Source organism: Pseudomonas sp. MD195_PC81_125 (assembly GCF_014060985.1).
In the GTDB taxonomy this organism is placed as follows: Bacteria; Pseudomonadota; Gammaproteobacteria; order Pseudomonadales; family Pseudomonadaceae; genus Aquipseudomonas; species Aquipseudomonas parakoreensis.
This window is the reverse complement of the sequence record NZ_JABULD010000325.1, coordinates 19,767-37,826: the sequence shown is the minus strand read 5'-3', so window position 1 is coordinate 37,826 and position 18,060 is coordinate 19,767. Positions and strand designations below refer to the sequence as shown.

22 protein-coding genes and 2 pseudogenes are annotated in these 18,060 nt (G+C 61.7%); 6 read left to right on the top strand and 18 right to left on the bottom strand.

Annotation, left to right across the window (positions count from 1 at the left end; all coding sequences use genetic code 11):
* Positions 1-110 precede the first annotated feature (110 nt).
* Positions 111-833, bottom strand: coding sequence for a monofunctional biosynthetic peptidoglycan transglycosylase (gene mtgA, locus HT737_RS13635; protein ID WP_182402864.1), 723 nt, complete (start codon positions 831-833; stop codon positions 111-113).
* A 74-nt stretch (positions 834-907) separates the two neighbouring features.
* Here mtgA and HT737_RS13630 point away from each other — a divergent pair, with 74 nt between their 5' ends.
* The 4 genes from HT737_RS13630 to trmB all read left to right on the top strand — a co-directional run bounded on the left by HT737_RS13630 (position 908) and on the right by trmB (position 3,150).
* Entirely contained in the window at positions 908-1,279 is a 372-nt protein-coding gene (locus tag HT737_RS13630) for a DUF423 domain-containing protein (protein WP_041063556.1), read from the top strand.
* A gap of 80 nt (positions 1,280-1,359) precedes the next feature.
* Positions 1,360-1,560: a sulfur carrier protein ThiS gene (thiS, locus tag HT737_RS13625; RefSeq protein ID WP_161794890.1), complete on the top strand. Its 201-nt coding sequence runs from the start codon at positions 1,360-1,362 to the stop codon at positions 1,558-1,560.
* Between the two features lie 60 nt (positions 1,561-1,620).
* A complete protein-coding gene (locus tag HT737_RS13620) occupies positions 1,621-2,415 on the top strand; it encodes a thiazole synthase (protein ID WP_039757540.1) in 795 nt (264 codons plus the stop codon).
* Between the two features lie 9 nt (positions 2,416-2,424).
* Complete coding sequence (gene trmB, locus HT737_RS13615; protein ID WP_182402862.1) at positions 2,425-3,150, top strand: tRNA (guanosine(46)-N7)-methyltransferase TrmB; 726 nt, start codon at positions 2,425-2,427, stop codon at positions 3,148-3,150.
* A 130-nt stretch (positions 3,151-3,280) separates the two neighbouring features.
* Here the strand turns inward: trmB and HT737_RS13610 are convergent, their stop codons facing one another.
* From HT737_RS13610 to HT737_RS13565, 10 genes and pseudogenes are all read right to left on the bottom strand, one after another.
* Entirely contained in the window at positions 3,281-3,604 is a 324-nt protein-coding gene (locus HT737_RS13610) for a DUF3392 domain-containing protein (RefSeq protein ID WP_003229134.1), read from the bottom strand.
* A 22-nt stretch (positions 3,605-3,626) separates the two neighbouring features.
* A complete protein-coding gene (gene hemW, locus HT737_RS13605) occupies positions 3,627-4,832 on the bottom strand; it encodes a radical SAM family heme chaperone HemW (RefSeq protein ID WP_095668098.1) in 1,206 nt (401 codons plus the stop codon).
* Entirely contained in the window at positions 4,829-5,425 is a 597-nt protein-coding gene (gene rdgB, locus HT737_RS13600; RefSeq protein ID WP_041063545.1) for an RdgB/HAM1 family non-canonical purine NTP pyrophosphatase, read from the bottom strand. The genes hemW and rdgB overlap by 4 nt, the downstream gene beginning before the upstream one ends.
* Positions 5,422-5,856, bottom strand: a complete 435-nt coding sequence (locus HT737_RS13595; protein WP_182402860.1) for a DUF4426 domain-containing protein — start codon at positions 5,854-5,856, stop codon at positions 5,422-5,424. The genes rdgB and HT737_RS13595 overlap by 4 nt, the downstream gene beginning before the upstream one ends.
* Positions 5,857-5,882: 26 nt before the next feature.
* A complete protein-coding gene (gene metW, locus HT737_RS13590; protein ID WP_003229126.1) occupies positions 5,883-6,503 on the bottom strand; it encodes a methionine biosynthesis protein MetW in 621 nt (206 codons plus the stop codon).
* 7 nt (positions 6,504-6,510) lie between these two features.
* Positions 6,511-7,650 (bottom strand): homoserine O-acetyltransferase, encoded by a 1,140-nt coding sequence (locus tag HT737_RS13585; protein ID WP_182402858.1) that lies wholly within the window; start codon positions 7,648-7,650, stop codon positions 6,511-6,513.
* 230 nt (positions 7,651-7,880) lie between these two features.
* The gene (locus HT737_RS13580; RefSeq protein ID WP_182402856.1) at positions 7,881-8,174 is read right to left on the bottom strand and encodes a DUF167 domain-containing protein; all 294 of its coding nucleotides are present in this window, start codon (positions 8,172-8,174) and stop codon (positions 7,881-7,883) included.
* Positions 8,171-8,761: a YggT family protein gene (locus HT737_RS13575; protein ID WP_047297137.1), complete on the bottom strand. Its 591-nt coding sequence runs from the start codon at positions 8,759-8,761 to the stop codon at positions 8,171-8,173. The genes HT737_RS13580 and HT737_RS13575 overlap by 4 nt, the downstream gene beginning before the upstream one ends.
* Positions 8,762-8,771: 10 nt before the next feature.
* A pseudogene (gene proC / locus HT737_RS13570) lies at positions 8,772-9,590 on the bottom strand (pyrroline-5-carboxylate reductase).
* Positions 9,591-9,618: 28 nt separating this feature from the next.
* A complete protein-coding gene (locus tag HT737_RS13565; protein ID WP_182402854.1) occupies positions 9,619-10,305 on the bottom strand; it encodes a YggS family pyridoxal phosphate-dependent enzyme in 687 nt (228 codons plus the stop codon).
* 56 nt (positions 10,306-10,361) lie between these two features.
* Here HT737_RS13565 and HT737_RS13560 point away from each other — a divergent pair, with 56 nt between their 5' ends.
* Positions 10,362-11,396, top strand: coding sequence for a type IV pilus twitching motility protein PilT (locus HT737_RS13560; RefSeq protein WP_041063525.1), 1,035 nt, complete (start codon positions 10,362-10,364; stop codon positions 11,394-11,396).
* A 121-nt stretch (positions 11,397-11,517) separates the two neighbouring features.
* Here the strand turns inward: HT737_RS13560 and HT737_RS13555 are convergent, their stop codons facing one another.
* On the bottom strand, positions 11,518-12,144 hold the full coding sequence (locus tag HT737_RS13555) for a C40 family peptidase (protein ID WP_047297134.1): 627 nt from the start codon (positions 12,142-12,144) through the stop codon (positions 11,518-11,520).
* A 248-nt stretch (positions 12,145-12,392) separates the two neighbouring features.
* On the opposite strand from HT737_RS13555, the gene HT737_RS13550 reads away from it, so the two are divergent.
* Entirely contained in the window at positions 12,393-12,824 is a 432-nt protein-coding gene (locus tag HT737_RS13550; RefSeq protein ID WP_007964113.1) for a TM2 domain-containing protein, read from the top strand.
* Between the two features lie 153 nt (positions 12,825-12,977).
* Here HT737_RS13550 and HT737_RS13545 read toward each other — a convergent pair whose 3' ends face one another.
* The 6 genes and pseudogenes from HT737_RS13545 to HT737_RS13520 all read right to left on the bottom strand — a co-directional run bounded on the left by HT737_RS13545 (position 12,978) and on the right by HT737_RS13520 (position 18,012).
* Positions 12,978-14,249: a dihydroorotase gene (locus tag HT737_RS13545; protein WP_182402852.1), complete on the bottom strand. Its 1,272-nt coding sequence runs from the start codon at positions 14,247-14,249 to the stop codon at positions 12,978-12,980.
* Positions 14,246-15,250: an aspartate carbamoyltransferase catalytic subunit gene (locus HT737_RS13540; RefSeq protein WP_041063517.1), complete on the bottom strand. Its 1,005-nt coding sequence runs from the start codon at positions 15,248-15,250 to the stop codon at positions 14,246-14,248. Before HT737_RS13540 ends, HT737_RS13545 begins: the two co-directional genes overlap by 4 nt.
* A 29-nt stretch (positions 15,251-15,279) precedes the next feature.
* A pseudogene (gene pyrR, locus HT737_RS13535) lies at positions 15,280-15,787 on the bottom strand (bifunctional pyr operon transcriptional regulator/uracil phosphoribosyltransferase PyrR).
* An 80-nt stretch (positions 15,788-15,867) separates the two neighbouring features.
* Complete coding sequence (gene ruvX, locus HT737_RS13530) at positions 15,868-16,305, bottom strand: Holliday junction resolvase RuvX (protein WP_003229101.1); 438 nt, start codon at positions 16,303-16,305, stop codon at positions 15,868-15,870.
* Positions 16,305-16,877 (bottom strand): YqgE/AlgH family protein, encoded by a 573-nt coding sequence (locus tag HT737_RS13525; RefSeq protein WP_011336368.1) that lies wholly within the window; start codon positions 16,875-16,877, stop codon positions 16,305-16,307. Before HT737_RS13525 ends, ruvX begins: the two co-directional genes overlap by 1 nt.
* Before the next feature lie 235 nt (positions 16,878-17,112).
* Positions 17,113-18,012, bottom strand: coding sequence for an energy transducer TonB (locus tag HT737_RS13520; RefSeq protein ID WP_007964106.1), 900 nt, complete (start codon positions 18,010-18,012; stop codon positions 17,113-17,115).
* Positions 18,013-18,060 lie beyond the last annotated feature (48 nt).

The following is an 18,060-nucleotide window of genomic DNA, read 5'->3' as shown; positions in this document are numbered from 1 at the left end:
TTGCTCGCGAATGCGGTTTTATCAGTGATATCAATGCAAGCTGGCACACCGCTTTCGCGAGCAGGCTCGCTCCCACATGGGATTTTCGGGGTTTGGATGAATGTGGCTTGCTATTGCGCCCAAGGCGCCCGACGCGAATCATCAAGCTCCAGCAAATAACTGGTTCCGCCCAACTGGCTCATCTGCTGCCGAATCCACCCGGCCCGGCGCGATACATAAGCCGTCGGATGGCTCGCACTCCACACTCGCGGGTTGGGCAGTACTGCCGCCAGATAACTTGCCTGCTGACGCGACAGTGACTTGGCGCTCACGCCGAAGTGATGGCGTGCCGCCGCTTCGGCACCAAACACTCCGTCATCCCACTCGACGCTGTTGAGATAAACCTCAAGAATCCGCTGCTTGGGCCACAACACCTCGATCAGTGCGGTAAACCACGCTTCCAAGCCTTTGCGCAGATAACTGCGACCGGACCACAGGAACAGGTTCTTCGACACTTGCTGGCTCAGGGTGCTGGCGCCGCGAATCGAACCGCCGAGTTCGTTGTGGGCCAATGCGGCCTGGATCGCGCCGAAGTCAAAGCCCCAGTGCTCGGGAAACTTCTGGTCTTCGCCGGCCATGACCGCGACTTTGAGATCGTCGGAGATCTCGTCCCACGGTTTCCAGGTGCGCTGCAGGTCAATCGGCTCGCCGTCGACCCAGGATTCAACCTTGCGCTCGACCATCAGCGCCGTGCCCGGCGGCGGCACGAAGCGAAACAGCAACACCAGCAATACACTGCCGCCCGCGAACCAGAGCAGGGCCTTCGTGAGACGACGCAAAAGTGAACGCAGCATAGAGATGGCTTGGCCGAACCGATGGAGCGGGCCATTATACAGACCCTGCCGAACGAGTCTGACTGGAGTTCCACATGCTGCGTGGCTTTCTGATGCTGGCCGCTTTCTTTGGTTTTACCGGTGTGGGCCTTGGCGCCTTCGCCGCTCATGGCCTGAAAAACCGCCTGACCCCCGAGTATCTGGCGATTTTCCACACTGGCGTGACCTATCAGCTGGTGCACGCTTTGGCGTTGTTTGGTGTTGCACTGTTGGCCTCGCAGATTCAGGGGCGTCTCGTCGCTTGGGCGGGGGCATCGTTCACCCTCGGTATCCTGCTGTTCTCCGGCAGTCTGTATGTGCTGACTACCACCGGCATCAGCAAGCTCGGCATCATCACCCCGTTCGGCGGGCTGGCGTTTCTGGTCGGCTGGCTGTGCCTTGGGCTTGCCGCCTGGCGCCTGCAGTAAACCGCTTGACGCTTGGTGCTGACCTTTAGGTCATGATCGGGCTAGAATGCCACCCCCTAAAAATGATGGCGGCCTGGCGCATGCGCATTCAGTTGAACGGCGAATCCCTTGAACTGCCCGACGGTGAAACCGTTGCGGCCCTGATTGCCCGTATGGACCTGACCGGTCGCCGGGTAGCAGTCGAACTCAATCTGGATATCGTCCCGCGCAGTCAGCATGCCGACACCGTTCTCAATGACGGCGACCATGTTGAAGTGGTGCACGCCATCGGCGGCGGCTAGTCGCCCGGCCCGCGAGGGCACAGAATTCTGCAAGACCCTCACCCCTAAAGAGGATTCCCCATGAGCATCGTTCGTAGCGACAAGCCTTTCGTCCTGGCCGGTCGTACTTACCAGTCGCGTTTGCTGGTCGGCACCGGCAAGTACCGTGACATGGAAGAAACCCGCCAGGCCATCGAAGCCTCGGGTGCCGAGATCGTCACCTTCGCCGTGCGCCGCACCAACCTGGGCCAGATCGAAGGCGAGCCGAACCTGCTCGATGTGCTGTCGCCGGAGCGCTACACCTTCCTGCCAAACACCGCCGGTTGCTACGACGCTATCGAAGCCGTGCGCACCTGCCGCCTGGCCCGTGAGTTGCTCGACGGCCACAACCTGGTGAAGCTGGAAGTGCTGGCCGATCAGAAAACCCTGTTCCCCAACGTGATCGAAACCCTCAAGGCCGCGGAAACGCTGGTCAAGGAGGGCTTCGACGTGATGGTGTACACCAGTGATGACCCGATCATCGCCCGGCAACTGGCGGAAATCGGCTGCATCGCGGTCATGCCGCTGGCCGGTCTGATCGGTTCCGGTCTGGGGATCTGCAACCCGTACAACCTGCAGATCATCCTCGAAGAAGCGAAAATTCCGGTACTGGTGGATGCCGGTGTCGGTACCGCTTCCGACGCCACCATCGCCATGGAACTGGGCTGTGACGCGGTGCTGATGAACTCGGCCATTGCCCATGCCCAGCAACCGGTGATGATGGCCCAAGCCATGCAACACGCGATCGTCGCGGGCCGTCTGGCCTACCTCGCCGGCCGCATGCCGAAAAAACTCTATGCCAGCGCCTCTTCGCCGCTGGATGGTCTGATCAAGTAAGAGCCATTGATGACTGAATCGAACGACACGCCTATCCAGACGGAAGAGGGCGACGAGCGCCAACACCGCCGCATCAAGAGCTTCGTGATGCGTGCCGGGCGCATGACCGAAGGCCAGCAGCGCGGTCTGGAACAGGGTGCGCCGCTGTACGTGCTGCCGCTGGCCGACGCGCCGGTGGATTACGAACAGGTGTTCGGCCGTTCGGCGCCGCGCTCGCTGGAGATCGGTTTCGGCATGGGCCACTCGTTGCTGGAAATGGCCGCAGCGGCACCGGATCAGGACTTCATCGGTGTGGAAGTGCACCGTCCGGGTGTTGGCGCGCTGCTCAATGGCGTGCTGACTCAAGGCCTGACCAACCTGCGCGTCTACGATTGCGACGCGATCGAAGTGCTCAACCGCTGCATCGCCGACAACAGCCTCGATCGACTGATGCTGTTCTTCCCGGATCCATGGCACAAGAGCCGTCATCACAAGCGTCGCATCGTTCAGGCGTCCTTCGCCGAGCTGGTGCGCAGCAAGCTCAAGGTCGGCGGCATCCTGCACATGGCCACCGACTGGGAGCCGTACGCCGAGTACATGCTGGAAGTGATGAACGTCGCCCCGGGCTACCGCAACCTTGCCGAAGACGGCAAATGCGTACCGCGCCCGGCCGAGCGCCCGATCACCAAGTTCGAACGCCGCGGCGAACGTCTGGGGCATGGCGTGTGGGATCTGAAGTTCGAGAAAATCGCTTAAGCAACACGCAATAAAAACTGTGGGAGCGAGCTTGCTCGCGATGAGGCCATAACATTCAACATTTATGTCGTCTGTTACACCGCCATCGCGAGCAAGCTCGCTCCCACAGTTGTTTTGTATGTGCTGAAAATCAGCGGCGGTCAGCGACGACGCCGATAAGAACGAGCACCACCAACAACACCGGCGCCAGGCTGTAGTTGTTGAACTGGCTCAGGCCCTTGACCACCCACGGTGTGGCGTAGATCAGTGCGGCGCCGCTGCCGATCACGCACAGCAGGGCCATCAATGGTACGCGCAGGGCGCCGGCGATGCTGCCTAGGCGTTGTTCGACCCAGCCTTTGAAGTCGGCGCCGAACAGCACCAGCAGGCAGCCCACCAGCGCCAGGGCGATTTCCGAGAGGTTGCTGCGGCTCCAGCGGGATACGGTGGCGAGCAGGTCGAGTATCAAATCCATGCGTTTTCCCTTGGGACTGAAGTCAGTTCAGAAATTGTTGCAGCAAGTCGTTGAGGAACAACTGTCCGCGCTCGGTGGCCGCCAGACGTGACGGTTCGACCTGCAACAGGCCACTTTGTTCTGCCGCGGCCCGGCCTTCTGCGAGGCTTTCCAGCGGCAGGCCGGTGCGCTCCGGATACAGGCGCGATTCGACGCCCGAGGTCAGGCGCAAAGCGTTCATCAGAAATTCGAACGGCATCTCGTCGTTGGTCAGCGCTTTTTCGCCAGCCTGGAAGCTCTTGGCCGGGTTGAGATAGTCCTTCGGCAAACGCGTCTTCCAGGTGCGCACGATGCGCCCGTCCGGATGGCTGAGCTTGCCGTGGGCGCCGGCGCCGATGCCGATGAAGTCGCCGAAACTCCAGTAATTGAGGTTATGCCGCGCCGGACGCCCGGGCTGGGCATAGGCCGAGACCTCGTACTGCGCGTAACCGTGTGCGGCCAGCAGCGCTTGCCCGGCCTCCTGAATGTCCCACAGCGTGTCGTCTTCCGGCAGCACCGGCGGCTGGTTCCAGAACACCGTGTTCGGCTCCAGTGTCAGCTGATACCAGGAGATGTGCGTCGGTTTCAGTTCGATGGCCTGGCGCAGGTCGCTCAAGGCATCGTCCAGTGACTGATCGGGCAGGCCGTGCATCAGGTCGAGGTTGAAGTTGTCGAACCCGGCCTGGCGTGCCATACCCGCCGCGCGCACTGCTTCGTCGCCGTTGTGGATACGGCCGAGGGCTTCGAGTTTCTGCTGCTGGAAGCTCTGGATGCCGATCGACAGGCGATTGATCCCCAGCTTGCGATACGCGACGAACTTCTCTTGCTCGAAGGTGCCGGGGTTGGCTTCCAGGGTGATCTCGATGTCGGGCGCAAACGGAATGCGCCGCTCGACGCCTTTGAGCAACCGTCCGAGGGCTTCGGCGCTGAACAGGCTCGGCGTGCCACCCCCGAAGAAGATCGAACTGATTTCACGGCCATACACCGCGTGCAGGTCCTGATCGAGGTCAGCCAGCAACGCGTCGACGTACTCCTCTTCCGGCAGTACCGGGCTGGCGGTGTGCGAGTTGAAGTCGCAATACGGGCATTTGCGCACACACCACGGAATGTGGATGTACAGCGCCAGAGGCGGCAGCGTCGGCAGCGGCGCCCGAGGCGAGGAGGCGGCGCCGCCGATGATCAGCGACGACGCGGGGTGGCTGTCGGTCATTTCAAACCCAGACGCTGGCGCAGCAGATCCATTGCACGGGCGCGGTGGCTGATCTGGTTCTTGTCGGCCGGGCTGAGTTCGGCGCTGGACACGTCACGTTCCGGCACCCAGAACAGCGGGTCGTAGCCAAAACCGTGCTCGCCGCTGGCGGCGGTCAGGATGCGTCCGTGCCACAGGCCTTCGCAGAGGATCGGCAGCGGATCATCGGCATGCCGCACCAGTGCCAGCACGCAGACGAACTGCGCACCGCGCTCGGCTTGTGGCACGTCTTTAAGCGCGTCGAGCAGTTTGGCGTTGTTCGCTGCATCGCCTTTGCCATCGGCATAACGCGCCGAGTAGATGCCTGGCGCGCCGCCGAGGAAATCCACCGCCAGACCCGAGTCATCAGCCAGTGCCGGCAGCCCGGAGATGCGCGCGGCATTTCGCGCCTTGAGGATCGCGTTCTCGACGAACGACAGACCGGTTTCTTCCGGTTCGACCTTGCTCCATTCGCCGATCGAGCGCAGTTGCACCGAGTCGCCGAGCATGGCCTGGAGTTCCTTGAGTTTGCCGGCGTTATGGCTGGCCAGTACGAGTTGCGTGAGGTTCATCATTCGCCGGGAAAGAGTTCTTGGTTGAAGTTGATGGTGTTGATCTTGTCGCCGTTCTGCACCTTGATTTCAAAGGTGCGGGTTTCCTGCTGCTCCACCGGGTACTGCGCGATGTAGTAGATCGCGCCTTGTTCGGTGACCTGGCGGAAGTTCAGCGGCACGCTCTGGCTGGTCAGGTCTTTGATCGTGCCAGTGACGTTGGCGATCAGCGGTTTGCCGTCCTTGATCACCGAGACGTTGATCACGCCCTGGTTCTTGCTGCGGACCAGCTCGGCTGCCTTGGCGATGTCCGGCTGTAAATACGTGGAGTTGAAGGTGTTGTAGTGCACCGTCACGTCGCCGAAAGTTTCCTGGCGCTCGCTTTTGATGACGTCCGCCGCCATGGCGCTGGCGCTCAGGCAGGCGGTCAGTAACAACAGGGCTAGACGAGCCATGATCGTTCTCCTCGAAATGTCGTGGTTCAGACCGCGACCCGATGATCTGCGAGCACCGGGCTGCTGACGCGGTAGATACCAATCTCACCTAACAGATTAGGCCATAGCTTACTGGCCCACCCGTGGCGGTGCTGTTGATCCACGGCAAGCCGATCAATGACCTTCGCATCACGTTCGCGGCAAAGTTCTTCAAAGTCTTCGAAGGTGCAGAAGTGAATGTTCGGCGTGTTGTACCAGGTATACGGCAGAAACTCAGACACCGGCATCCGGCCCTTGCTTGCCAGATACCAGCGGCAGCGCCAGTGACCGAAGTTGGGGAAGGTGATGATGCACTGACGACCGACCCGCAGCATTTCGTCGAGGATCTTGTCCGGGTAATGCACGGCTTGCAGGGCCTGGGTCATGACGACGATGTCGAAACTGTTGCTGGCGAAGTTGCCCAGCCCTTTGTCCAGATCCTGCTCGATGACGTTGATGCCCTTGGCCACGCATTCGGCGATGTTGTCGGCGTCGTTTTCCAGGCCATAACCGGTGACGTTCTTGTTGTCGCGCAGCCAGGTCAGCAGTTCGCCGTCGCCGCAGCCGAGGTCGAGCACGCGACTGCCGGCGGGGATCCATTCCTGGATGATTTCCAGATCAGCTCTCATGGCTTGTTCACACCGTAATTCGGTTCATGTAATTGCCGAACGCCTGCAGATAGCGCGGGATCGGAATCAGGAAGGCGTCGTGGCCCTGTGGCGCATCGATTTCCAGATAGCTCACGTCTTTGCGTGCCGCCATCAGCGCGTCCACCAGTTCCCGCGAGCGGGCCGGGGAGAAGCGCCAGTCTGTGGTGAATGACATCACGCAGAACTTGGCTGTGGCGTTTTCGAAAGTTTTCGCCAGGTTATCGTCGAAGTTCGCCGCCGGATCGAAGTAGTCCAGCGCCTTGGTCATCAACAAATAGGTGTTGGCATCGAAACGCCCGGAGAATTCTTCACCCTGATAGCGCAGATAGCTTTCGACCTGGAACTCGACGCTGTGGAAGTCGTAGTTGAGCTTTTCGCTCTTCAGGCCGCGACCGAATTTTTCGCCCATCGAGTCGTCGGACAGGTAGGTGATGTGCCCGACCATCCGCGCCAGCATCAGCCCGCGCTTGGGGATCACGCCGTGTTCCTGGAACGAACCACCGTGGAATTCCGGGTCGGTGAGGATCGCCTGACGCGCCACTTCGTTGAAGGCGATGTTCTGCGCCGACAGTTTGGGCGCTGAGGCGATAGCCAGGCAGTGACGCACGCGATCCGGGTAGGTGATCGTCCACTGCAAGGCCTGCATGCCGCCGAGGCTGCCACCGATCACGGCGGCAAACTGACGAATGCCGAGCCGGTCGGCCAGACGCGCCTGGCTGTGCACCCAGTCTTCCACGGTGAGCACCGGGAAGTCGGCGCCGAATGGCTTGCCGGTTTCCGGATTGATACTGCTCGGGCCGGTGGAGCCGTTGCAGCCGCCCAGGTTGTTCAGGCTGACCACGAAGAACTTGCGGGTGTCGATCGGTTTGCCCGGGCCGATGCAGCTGTCCCACCAACCGGGCTTGCGGTCGTCGGCGCTGTGATAGCCGGCGGCATGGTGATGCCCGGACAAGGCGTGGCAGATCAGCACGGCGTTGCTCGCCTGCGCGTTCAGCGTGCCGTAGGTTTCGTAGATCAGGTCGTAGGCGGGCAGCGAGCGGCCGCAGGCCAAAGCCAGAGGTTCACTGAAGTGCGCCGTTTGCGGCGTCACCAGACCAACAGAATCGGGGGGAAAGGCAGCTGGCATCGACCCTGCTCTCGTTGAAATGAGGCGTAAGTCTAAAGACCGGGGGGTTTAGCGGCAAGCAACGATGGGGCCTGATCGTTGATTGAGCGAAGTCCTTGTGGTGAGGGGATTTATCCCCGATGGCTGCGTAGCAGCTCTGTAATCTTTGGCCGTGCCGAAGGAATGGGGTGGGCAACAACCAGGGGGCCGCTGCGCGACCCATCGGGGATAAATCCCCTCACCACAGTGGATCAGGCTGGACGCGTCAGATCAGGCAATTCCGGCAGCTTCTTCGGCGCACAGATCTTCACCCGTTTCTGCCGGTTCAGCTCGCCGCTGAGCAAACTGACCTGGCTTTTGGACACGCCAAACGCCTTGGCCAGAAAGCCCATCAGATACGCATTGGCCTTACCCTCGACCGGCGGCGCGGTGAGGCGGATCTTCAGGCGGTCACCGTGCAGCCCGGCGAAATCATCGCTGCGGGCTGCCGGTTGCAGATGACATTCGAGGATCAAATCGTCCCCATCCCAGCGAAACCAGCTCACATCAGCAGGCGCAGGATTTCCGGCATCATCGTCATCGCCGCCAGATTGTTGATCACCAGCATGTCGATCAGCTTCAGCGCGAGGAAGGCGAAGATCGGCGACAGGTCGAGACCGCCGAGGTTCGGCAGGATGCGGCGGAACGGTGCCAGCGCCGGCTCGCAGATCTGGTTGACCAGTTCAGCGCCCGGGTTGTGGCTGCCCGGAGCGACCCACGACAGGATCACGCTGATGATCAGGGCGAAGAAGAAGATCTTCAGGAACAGCGCGGTCACGCCGATGATTGACCAGATGAACAGCTGCAGCGGGTTGCCGGTGGTGCCGTAGGTCAGCAGCAGGGTCAGGGCCATCAGGGCCAGTTGCACCAGAATTGCCAGCACCAGCGATGACATATCCAGGCCGAACAGGCTCGGGATGATCCGGCGCAGCGGCTTGAGCAGCGGCTGGGTGGCCTTGACCACGAATTGGCATAGCGGGTTGTAGAAATTCGCCCGCACCAGTTGCAGGACGAAGCGCAGCAGCACAATCAGCAGGTACAGGCTGCCGAGGGTTTGCAGCACGTAAACCGCTGCAGTGTTCAATCCAATCATGTAAGGCTCCTTATTTGCCCAGTTGTTCGGCCATTTCGGCCGAGCGGTGCGCGGCGGCGCCGAGTGCTTTTTCCACCAGGCTTCGAAGCCATCAGCCTGGAATGATTTGATTGCAGCCTCTGTGGTGCCATTTGGCGAGGTCACGCGGCGGCGCAGTTCGGCGGCGTCGACATCGCTGGATACCGCCATGTGCGCGGCGCCCAGCGCCGTTTGCAGGGTCAGTTGCTCGGCGATTTTCTTGGGCAGGCCGAGTTTGACGCCGGCGGCGGTCATCGCTTCGATCAGCAGGAAGAAGTACGCCGGGCCGGAGCCGGAGACGGCGGTCACGGCATCGAGTTGCTGCTCTTCGTCCAGCCACAGCGCAATACCCACGGCGGACAGCAGCTCTTCAGCCTGCTGACGCTGTTCGGCAGTCACTTCGCTGGTGGCGTACAAACCACTGACGCCCTGACGCAGCAGCGCCGGGGGTGTTCGGCATGCAGCGCACGATCGGCTGCTCGCCGAGCCACGCAGTCATGCTCGCGCAGGTGATGCCGGCGGCGATCGATACCACCAGTTGCTGCGGTTTCAGGCTTGGCCGGATGGCTTCGCACACGGCTTTCATCGCCTGTGGCTTGACCGCCAGCACGATCACATCGACACCGTCGATGGCTTGCGCGTTGTCGGCGAAGGTTTCGATGCCGTGTTCGGCGCTGACGCGTTGGCGGGTTTCTTCGCCCGGATCGCTGGCGCGGATGTGGCTGGCTTGCAGACCCTTGGCGCGCAGGCCGCCGATCAGACTGGCGGCCATGTTGCCGGCACCGATAAAGGCAATACGTGTGTTGCTCATGTCAGGTCCTTTTTCAGATGGCTGTCGGTCATTGCTGACCGTAATCTCTGGCCCCAAACAGGGCGGTACCGATCCGCACCCAGGTGGCGCCTTGGGCGATGGCCGACTCGAGGTCGTGGCTCATGCCCATGGAAAGTGTGTCGAGCGGCAGATTCAGGCTGGCCTGCAAACGTTGCACGGCAGCAAAAGCGGCGTCTTGTTCGGCGCGATCTTCGGTCGGCTCGGGAATCGCCATCAGCCCACGCAATTTCAGCCGGGGCAGGGTGCTGATGGCCTCGGCCAGCGCCGGCAGGTCGGCCGGGGTGCAGCCGGACTTGCTGGCTTCACCGCTGACGTTGACCTGAATGCAGATGTTCAGCGGCGGCAGCTCGGCCGGGCGCTGTTCGGAGAGGCGTTGGGCAATTTTCAGGCGATCCACGGAGTGCACCCAGTCGAAATGCTCGGCGATGGCGCGAGTCTTGTTCGATTGAATGGGGCCGATGAAGTGCCAGATCAAGGGCAGGTCGGCCAGTTCGAGCTGTTTGCCCAAGGCTTCCTGCAGATAGTTCTCGCCAAAGTCACGCAGGCCGGCGGCGTAAGCTTCACGCAGGTCCTGCGCGGGTTTGGTTTTGCTGACCGCCAGCAACTGCACGCTGTTTTTACTGCGCCCGGCCGCTGCGGTGGCAGCCTGGATGCGCGAACTAACCAGTTGGATGTTGTCTGCTATCGTGGACATCAAGAGGCGCCGGCGGTCTGAAGGTTCGCGGCATTCTACTGGAATTGAGGGACGCTATGGATATCACTGAACTGCTGGCGTTCAGCGCCAAACAGGGCGCTTCCGACCTGCACCTGTCGGCCGGTCTGCCGCCGATGATCCGCGTCGATGGCGATGTGCGGCGGATCAATCTGCCGGCGCTGGATCACAAGCAAGTGCACGAATTGATCTACGACATCATGAACGACACCCAGCGCGTCGACTTCGAGAAACACCTGGAAACGGATTTCTCGTTCGAAGTCCCTGGCGTCGCGCGTTTTCGGGTCAATGCGTTCAACCAGAACCGCGGCGCCGGCGCGGTGTTTCGCACCATCCCGTCGAAAGTGCTGAGCATGGAAGACCTCGCCATGGGCGATGTGTTTCGCAAGATCACCGATGCGCCACGCGGGCTGGTGCTGGTGACCGGGCCGACCGGATCCGGCAAGTCGACCACGCTGGCGGCGATGATCGATTACCTCAACACCCATCGCCATCATCACATTCTCACCATCGAAGACCCCATCGAGTTCGTCCACGAATCGCGCAAATGCCTGATCAATCAGCGCGAAGTCCATCGCGATACCCGCAGCTTCGCCACCGCGTTGCGCTCGGCCTTACGCGAAGACCCGGATGTGATCCTGGTGGGTGAGATGCGCGACCTGGAAACCATCCGCCTCGCACTGACTGCCGCCGAGACCGGGCATCTGGTGTTCGGCACGCTGCACACCACTTCAGCCGCCAAGACCATCGACCGGGTTGTCGATGTGTTCCCGGGCGACGAGAAGTCCATGGTGCGTTCAATGTTGTCCGAGTCGCTGCTGGCCGTGGTGTCGCAGACGCTGATCAAGAAGATTGGTGGCGGGCGGGTAGCGGCGCACGAAATCATGCTGGGAACGTCGGCGATCCGGAACCTGATCCGCGAGGACAAAGTGGCGCAGATGTATTCGGCGATTCAGACCGGTGGGTCGCTGGGGATGCAGACACTCGACATGTGCCTGAAGGAGCTGGTGACCAAGGGCTTGATCAGCCGCGAGCATGCGCGGGAAAAGGCGCGTACGCCGGATAATTTCTAAAGGCTGGAATGCACCTGTGGCGAGGGAGCTTGCTCCCGCTTGAGCGCGTAGCGCTCACAAGATTTTGGGGCTGCTGCGCAGCCCAGCGGGAGCAAGCTCCCTCGCCACAGTTGATCGTGTTTCAGCGCTGAACCACGCGCATCTGCTTGCCGCCCGGGTCTTTCGGCAGCACACGCTTGGCAACCACGTAATGCTGTTCCCAGTACGGCTTGTTCAGCGTATCGATGCTGACCGCTTTGCCACGGCGGGGTGCGTGGATGAAGCGGTCGTTGCCCAGGTAGATGGCAACGTGGTTGACCCGGCGGCTCTTGATGTTGAAGAAAATCAGGTCGCCCGGCTTCAGATCCTTGCGTTCGACTTTCTCGCCATGCCCGCTGGCCATGGCGTTGGAGGTGCGTGGCAGGTCGAACGTGGCGTCGTTGAACGCATATTTCACCAGACCGCTGCAGTCGAAGCCTTTACTTGGGCTGCTGCCGCCCCAACGGTAGGGAGTACCGAGGACGTTCACCGCACGGCTCAGGACGTTGCTGCTTTCCTTGTTGGCCATCGGTGGCACCAGCTTGCCGTGACTCTTGCTGGCAAGCGTGGTGTGTTTCGTTTGTTTGCTGCTCTTGCTCGAAGGAGCCGAAGCATGGGATTTAGGGGTGAAACCGTTGACGTTGGGAAGACGTTGCTCACGATTGGTGGCGTGGGCGGCCAGTGGCATTAATAGGCAAATAGTTAGCCATGTCTTGAAAAATGGTCGCATTAGGCGTGGCTCTTAGGTGGTAGCGCGCAACTTTATAACAGCTTTTTTGTCCCTACCGAGGCCGTTGGTCGATTCAATCGGGAGGCAACGGAACCAAACAAGCGGCAAATGGACGCGATTGTCCGACAGAAGTCCGGTGGTATAAGGCTTTGACGGACGACACAGTAACATTTGCCGTACGTCGGCTCCCTGTAAAAAAGTCACAAAGAATTAAAGAAAATTTATCTATCGAGTGAATCGAGGTCTTCATGAACCGCTATCAGCAGGTCGCTGCACCGCAAGATACGCACAGCAAAATCATCGGTTATCTGCTGTGGATTTTTGGTTTCACGGGCGCTCACCGCTTCTATTACGGCAAGCCGGTGACCGGGACGATCTGGTTCTTCACCTTCGGTCTGCTGGGCATTGGCTGGCTGATCGACGTGTTCCTGATCCCGGCGATGGATCGCGAGGCGGATCTGCGTTTCACCGCAGGGCCGATCGAATACAACGTGGCGTGGATTCTGCTGACGTTCCTGGGCGTGTTCGGCGTGCACCGGATGTACCAGGGCAAGTGGATCAGCGGGTTGCTGTATCTGCTGACCGGCGGGTTGTTCTTTATTGGTGTGCTGTATGACTTCTGGACCCTGAATGATCAGGTGTCGGTGCGCAACGCGCAGAATCGCGGTGCCTTTCAGTAACCTGTGGCGAGGGGATTTATCCCCGATGGGGCGCGTAGCGGCCCTAAAACATTCAACCGCGGAGGAACTGAAATCACCGCGGTTGTAGATCGAGGGCTGCTGCGCAGTCCATCGGGGATAAATCCCCTCGCCACAATGTCCCTCAGCAGCCGGTTACGCCTGGTGGCTGATCCGCCCGTCCACCAGCGTATAGCGCACCACACCCGGCAGGCTGTGCCCGAGGAACGGGCAGTTCTCGCCCTTCGACAGCCAGCCTTCGCCGGCCACGGTGGAGGCTTTCGGGTCGAACAGCACGATATCGGCCGCACCACCGACTTCCAGTTTGCCCGCCGGCAAACGCAGCGCGTCCGCAGGCCCAGTGCTCAGGCGCGCCAGCAGGGTCGGCAGATCCAGCAAGCCATCCTCGACCAGCGTCATCGCCAGCGGCAGCAGCAATTCAACGCTGCTGATGCCCGGCTCGGTGGCGCCGAACGGCGCCAGTTTGGCGTCGCGTTCGTGCGGCTGATGATGGCTGGAGATGGCCGACACCACGCCGGATTTCACTGCCTCGCGCAAGCCGTCGCGGTCGGCACGGGTGCGCAGCGGCGGTTGCACGTGATACAGGCTGCTGAAGTCGATCAGCGCTTCATCGGTAAGGATCAGCTGATACAGGGCGACATCCGCCGTAACCTTCAAGCCACGGGCCTGCGCCTGAGCGATCAGGGCCACGCCGCGCGCGCTGGTCAGTTGGCTGAAGTGCGCGCGCACGCCGGTCTGCTCGACCAGCAGCAGATCGCGAGCGAGGGCCACGGTTTCCGCAGTTTCCGGAATGCCCGGCAAGCCAAGGAAACTGGCGACCGCGCCTTCATGGGCCAGACCGCCATCGGCCAGATCGTGATCCTGCGAATTGAAGATCACCGTCAGGTCGAAAGTGGCCGCGTAGTCCAGTGCCCGGCACAGGGTGCGGGTGTTGCGGAAACTCTCCAGACCATTGCCGAACGCCACACACCCGGCGTCGCGCAGCGCCACCAGCTCTGCCAGCTGTTCGCCGTCCAGGCCTTTGCTCAGCGCGCCAATCGGAAACACCTTGGTGTTGCCGGCTTCGCGGGCGCGGTCGAGGATCAGTTCGGCCACGGCCGAGGTGTCGAGTACCGGTTTGGTTTTCGGCGGGCAGCACAGGCTGGTCACGCCGCCAGCCGCCGCGGCGCGGGTTTCGCTGGCGATGCTGCCTTTGCGGCTGTAGCCCGGTTCGCGCAGGGCGACGTTCAGATCGACCAGCCCGGGCGCGGCAACGAGGCCTTGAGCGTCGATGGTTTCAACGGCAGTGAAACCGGCGGGTGCGGCGCCGAGAGCGACGATCTTGCAGGCTTCAACGTGGATATCGGTGATTTGATCCAGGCCGCTGCTTGGATCGATGACGCGGGCGCCGAGAATGCTGAGCTTCACTGGGCGTTCTCCTGCTCGAATTGACGTTGCGCTGTTTGCCCGCTCATGGCCATGGACAGCACGGCCATGCGGATCGCGATGCCGTAGGTGACTTGATTGAGGATCACCGAGTGCGGGCCGTCGGCCACCGCGGACTCGATTTCCACGCCACGGTTGATCGGCCCCGGGTGCATGACGATGCAATCGGGTTTGGCCCCGGCCAGACGCGCGGTGGTCAGGCCGAACAGGCGGTAGAACTCGCCTTCACTCGGCAGCAGGCCGCCGCTCATGCGCTCGCGCTGCAGGCGCAGCATGATCACCACGTCGACGTCCTTGAGGCCTTCGTTCATGTCGGTGTAGACCTTGACGCCGTACTGCTCGATGCCGATCGGCAGCAGGGTCTTCGGCGCGATCACGCGGATGTCCGGGCAGCCGAGGGTCTTCAGGGCGAGCATGTTCGAACGCGCGACCCGCGAGTGCAGGATGTCGCCGACGATCGCCACCGAGAGGTTTTCGAAACCGCCCTTGTGCCGACGGATGGTGAGCATGTCGAGCATGCCCTGGGTCGGGTGCGCGTGCCGGCCGTCGCCGCCGTTGATGATCGCCACCTGCGGGCAAACATGCTCGGCGATGAAGTGTGCGGCGCCGGAATCACCGTGGCGCACGACGAACATGTCGGCGGCCATCGCTTCGAGGTTGCGCAGGGTGTCGAGCAGGGTTTCACCTTTGCTGGCCGACGAAGTCGACACGTTCAGGGTGATCACGTCCGCCGACAGCCGCTGGGCCGCCAGTTCGAAGGTGGTGCGGGTGCGGGTGGAGTTTTCGAAGAACACGTTGCACACGGTCTTGCCGCGCAGCAACGGGACCTTCTTCACCGCCCGGGCACCGACTTCGAGAAACGAGTCGGCAGTGTCGAGGATTTCCGTCAGCAACTCGCGGCGCAGGCCGTCGAGCGAGAGGAAGTGGCGCAGCTGGCCCTGATCATTGAGCTGCAGCGGGCGCTTGGTATCTAGAGGCGTCATCGCGAGGGGGGACTCTCAATAAGGGCGGGTTAGGAATTCAGGTCTTGCAGTTCGAGCGTCAGCGGCTCCGGGCCGGACAGCTTCACGCGCTCGTTGGCGGCCAGCGACAGCGTCGCGCCGACCACGTTCGGGCGGATCGGCAGCTCGCCGGCATCCAGGTCGAGCAGGCAGACCAGGGTCACGCTGGCCGGGCGGCCGTAGTCGAACAGTTCGTTCATGGCGGCGCGGATGGTCCGGCCACTCATCAATACGTCGTCGATCAGCACCAGATGCTGGCCTTCGATCTCGAAGGGCAGTGCCGACGGACGCACTTGCGGGTGCAGGCCGTTCTGGCTGAAGTCGTCGCGGTAGAAGGAAACATCCAGCGTGCCCAGCGGCGCGTCACTGCCCAGTTCCTTGAGCAGGGCCTGCGCGACCCAGATACCACCGGTGCGGATGCCGATGTAACGCGGCTCGCGGATATCACGCTGGGCCAGGTGCGCCTTGAGGCGGGTCGCCATCTGGCTGATCAGATCGGCGGGGATTGGGCAGGCTCATGGTTGCTCCTTCTTGGGGCCGAGCCGGGTCCTTGGACGCGGCTCGGGTCGTAGCTCAAAAGAAAAGCGCCGAAGCGCTTGTCAGGATTCAAACAATGCAGTGTTTTCATCGAGCCAGCCCTGCAGCAGCAGAGCGGCGGCGATGGCGTCCACCGGGTTGTCGCGGTAACTGCCTTTCTGCCCGCCACGCACCAGTCGCTCACCCTTGGCTTCAAAGGTGGTCAGGCGTTCGTCGTGGGTATAGAAGGGCACATTGAAGCGGCCATTGAGACGGCGGGCGAATTTCTCCGCGCGCAGGCACATCTCGCTGGGCGTGCCGTCCATGTTCAGCGGCAGGCCGACCACCACGGCGTCGGGTTTCCATTCCTTGAACAGCGCTTCGACCTGATTCCAGTCGGGCACGCCATTCTGCGCTTTCAGGGTGCACAGCTCGCGGGCCTGGCCGGTAATCACCTGGCCGACCGCAACGCCGATCTGTTTGGTGCCGTAGTCGAAGCCGAGAATCAGGCGCAGGGCCATCAGGCGTGCCCCGCCTGACTGGTCAGCAGGCTGAGGTTGATCCCCAGGTGCCGTGCCGCCGCTTCCAGACGCAGCTCGCTGCTGGTGTTGAACAGGATGTCGGCGTCGTACGGGCAAGTCAGCCAGGCGTTGTCGGCCAGTTCAGCCTCCAGTTGCCCGGCTTCCCAACCGGCGTAGCCGAGGGTGATCACGCTTTTCGCCGGGCCCACGCCGTCGGCGATGGCGAACAGCACGTCCTGCGAAGTGGACAGCGCCAGATCACCTTCGAGCTCAACGGTGGCCTGAAAGGTCTTGCCGGCCGGGTGCAGGACGAAACCGCGATCAGTCTGCACCGGGCCGCCGATGAAGATCGGCACGTGCTGGCACAGCGCTGGCGGATCGATGTCCGGGCGCAATTGCTCGAGGATGTCTGCCAGATTCAGCTCTTGCGGTCGATTGACCACCAGCCCCATGGCGCCATTGGCCGTGTGCTCGACGATGTAGGTCAAGGTGTGCGCAAAGTTCGGGTCGGCCATGTGCGGCATGGCGATCAGGAAGTGATGCTTGAGGTAGCTGGGGCTGACGTTTTTCATGAGCGATAGTGTGGCGTTCAAGGGGCGAACTGACAAGCTGAGGATCAGAGAACAACGCAGATCCATTGTTGAAGTTGAACCTTTGTGGTGAGGGGATTTATCCCCGATGGGGTGCGAAGCGGCCCTCAATCCATTGACGTGATATGCCTGACATACCGAGTGTGCTGGTTTTGCGACTGCTTCACAGCCGATCGGGGATAAATCCCCTCACCACAAAAAACCTGTATGCCGGCGGTCAGTTACTGGAGAGTTTGTCGCCCCGGGCGAATTTCCAGGTGCGGATGATTTCCAGTCGGTCGATATCCGACAGATCGCCGGTAAACGGCGCGAACGGTGCCGCCAGTCGGACAATGCGCTGCGCCGCCTGATCCAGCAGCGGCTGGCCGGAGGACTCCAGCACCAGCACTTCATACAGCGAGCCGTCGCGGTTGATCGAAACCATCAGGCGCAGGTTGCCGTAAATCTGCTTGCGCCGGGCTTCTTCCGGGTAATTGAGGTTGCCGATGCGCTCGACCTTCTTGCGCCAGTCGTCCTTGTACCAGGCGCCCTTGTCGCGCATGGTCGAGGCTGCGCTCAAGCGGTGAATGCGCGGGCGCTTGGCGTATAGCTGTTGTTCGTTGGCCAGTTCGGCTTCGAGGCTGGCGATGTCGCTGGACAGCTGCGAGCTGTCGAACGTCGGCGCGTTGACCGCAGGCTTGGTTTCGGTTTTGGTTTCTTCTTTCTTGGTCGGCGCCTTTTGCTGTTTCGGCGCCACGGTGGTCACCGCAGCCTTGGGCGCTGCTTCGCGCACTTCCGGCTTGGCGGCCGGTGGCGGGGTGACCTTCTTGACCTGGTTATCCTGGAACGGCGCGACCTCGGTGGTCTTGGGAATCGCCTTCTTGTCGAGGGTGCCGCTGCCTTCCTGGTTTTCCTGAGCGAGGAAATCGGCCTTTTTCGGCTTGGTTTCGCTCTTGAAGGTAGCGAGGGTGATTTCCAGGGTTTTACTGATCTGCTTGGGCTCGACCATGGTGAAGCCCACGCCGAGCAGCAGCGCCAAATGAATCAGCGCCGCCAGAAACAGGGTAAAGCCGAGGCGATCGGCCGGGCGCACGCCACGATGGGCGAGTTCTGCGGGCAGATCGGACGGGAGGGTCATGACAAGAAAACCAACATCGCGTTTTTCAGAGGCTGCGCATGATAACGC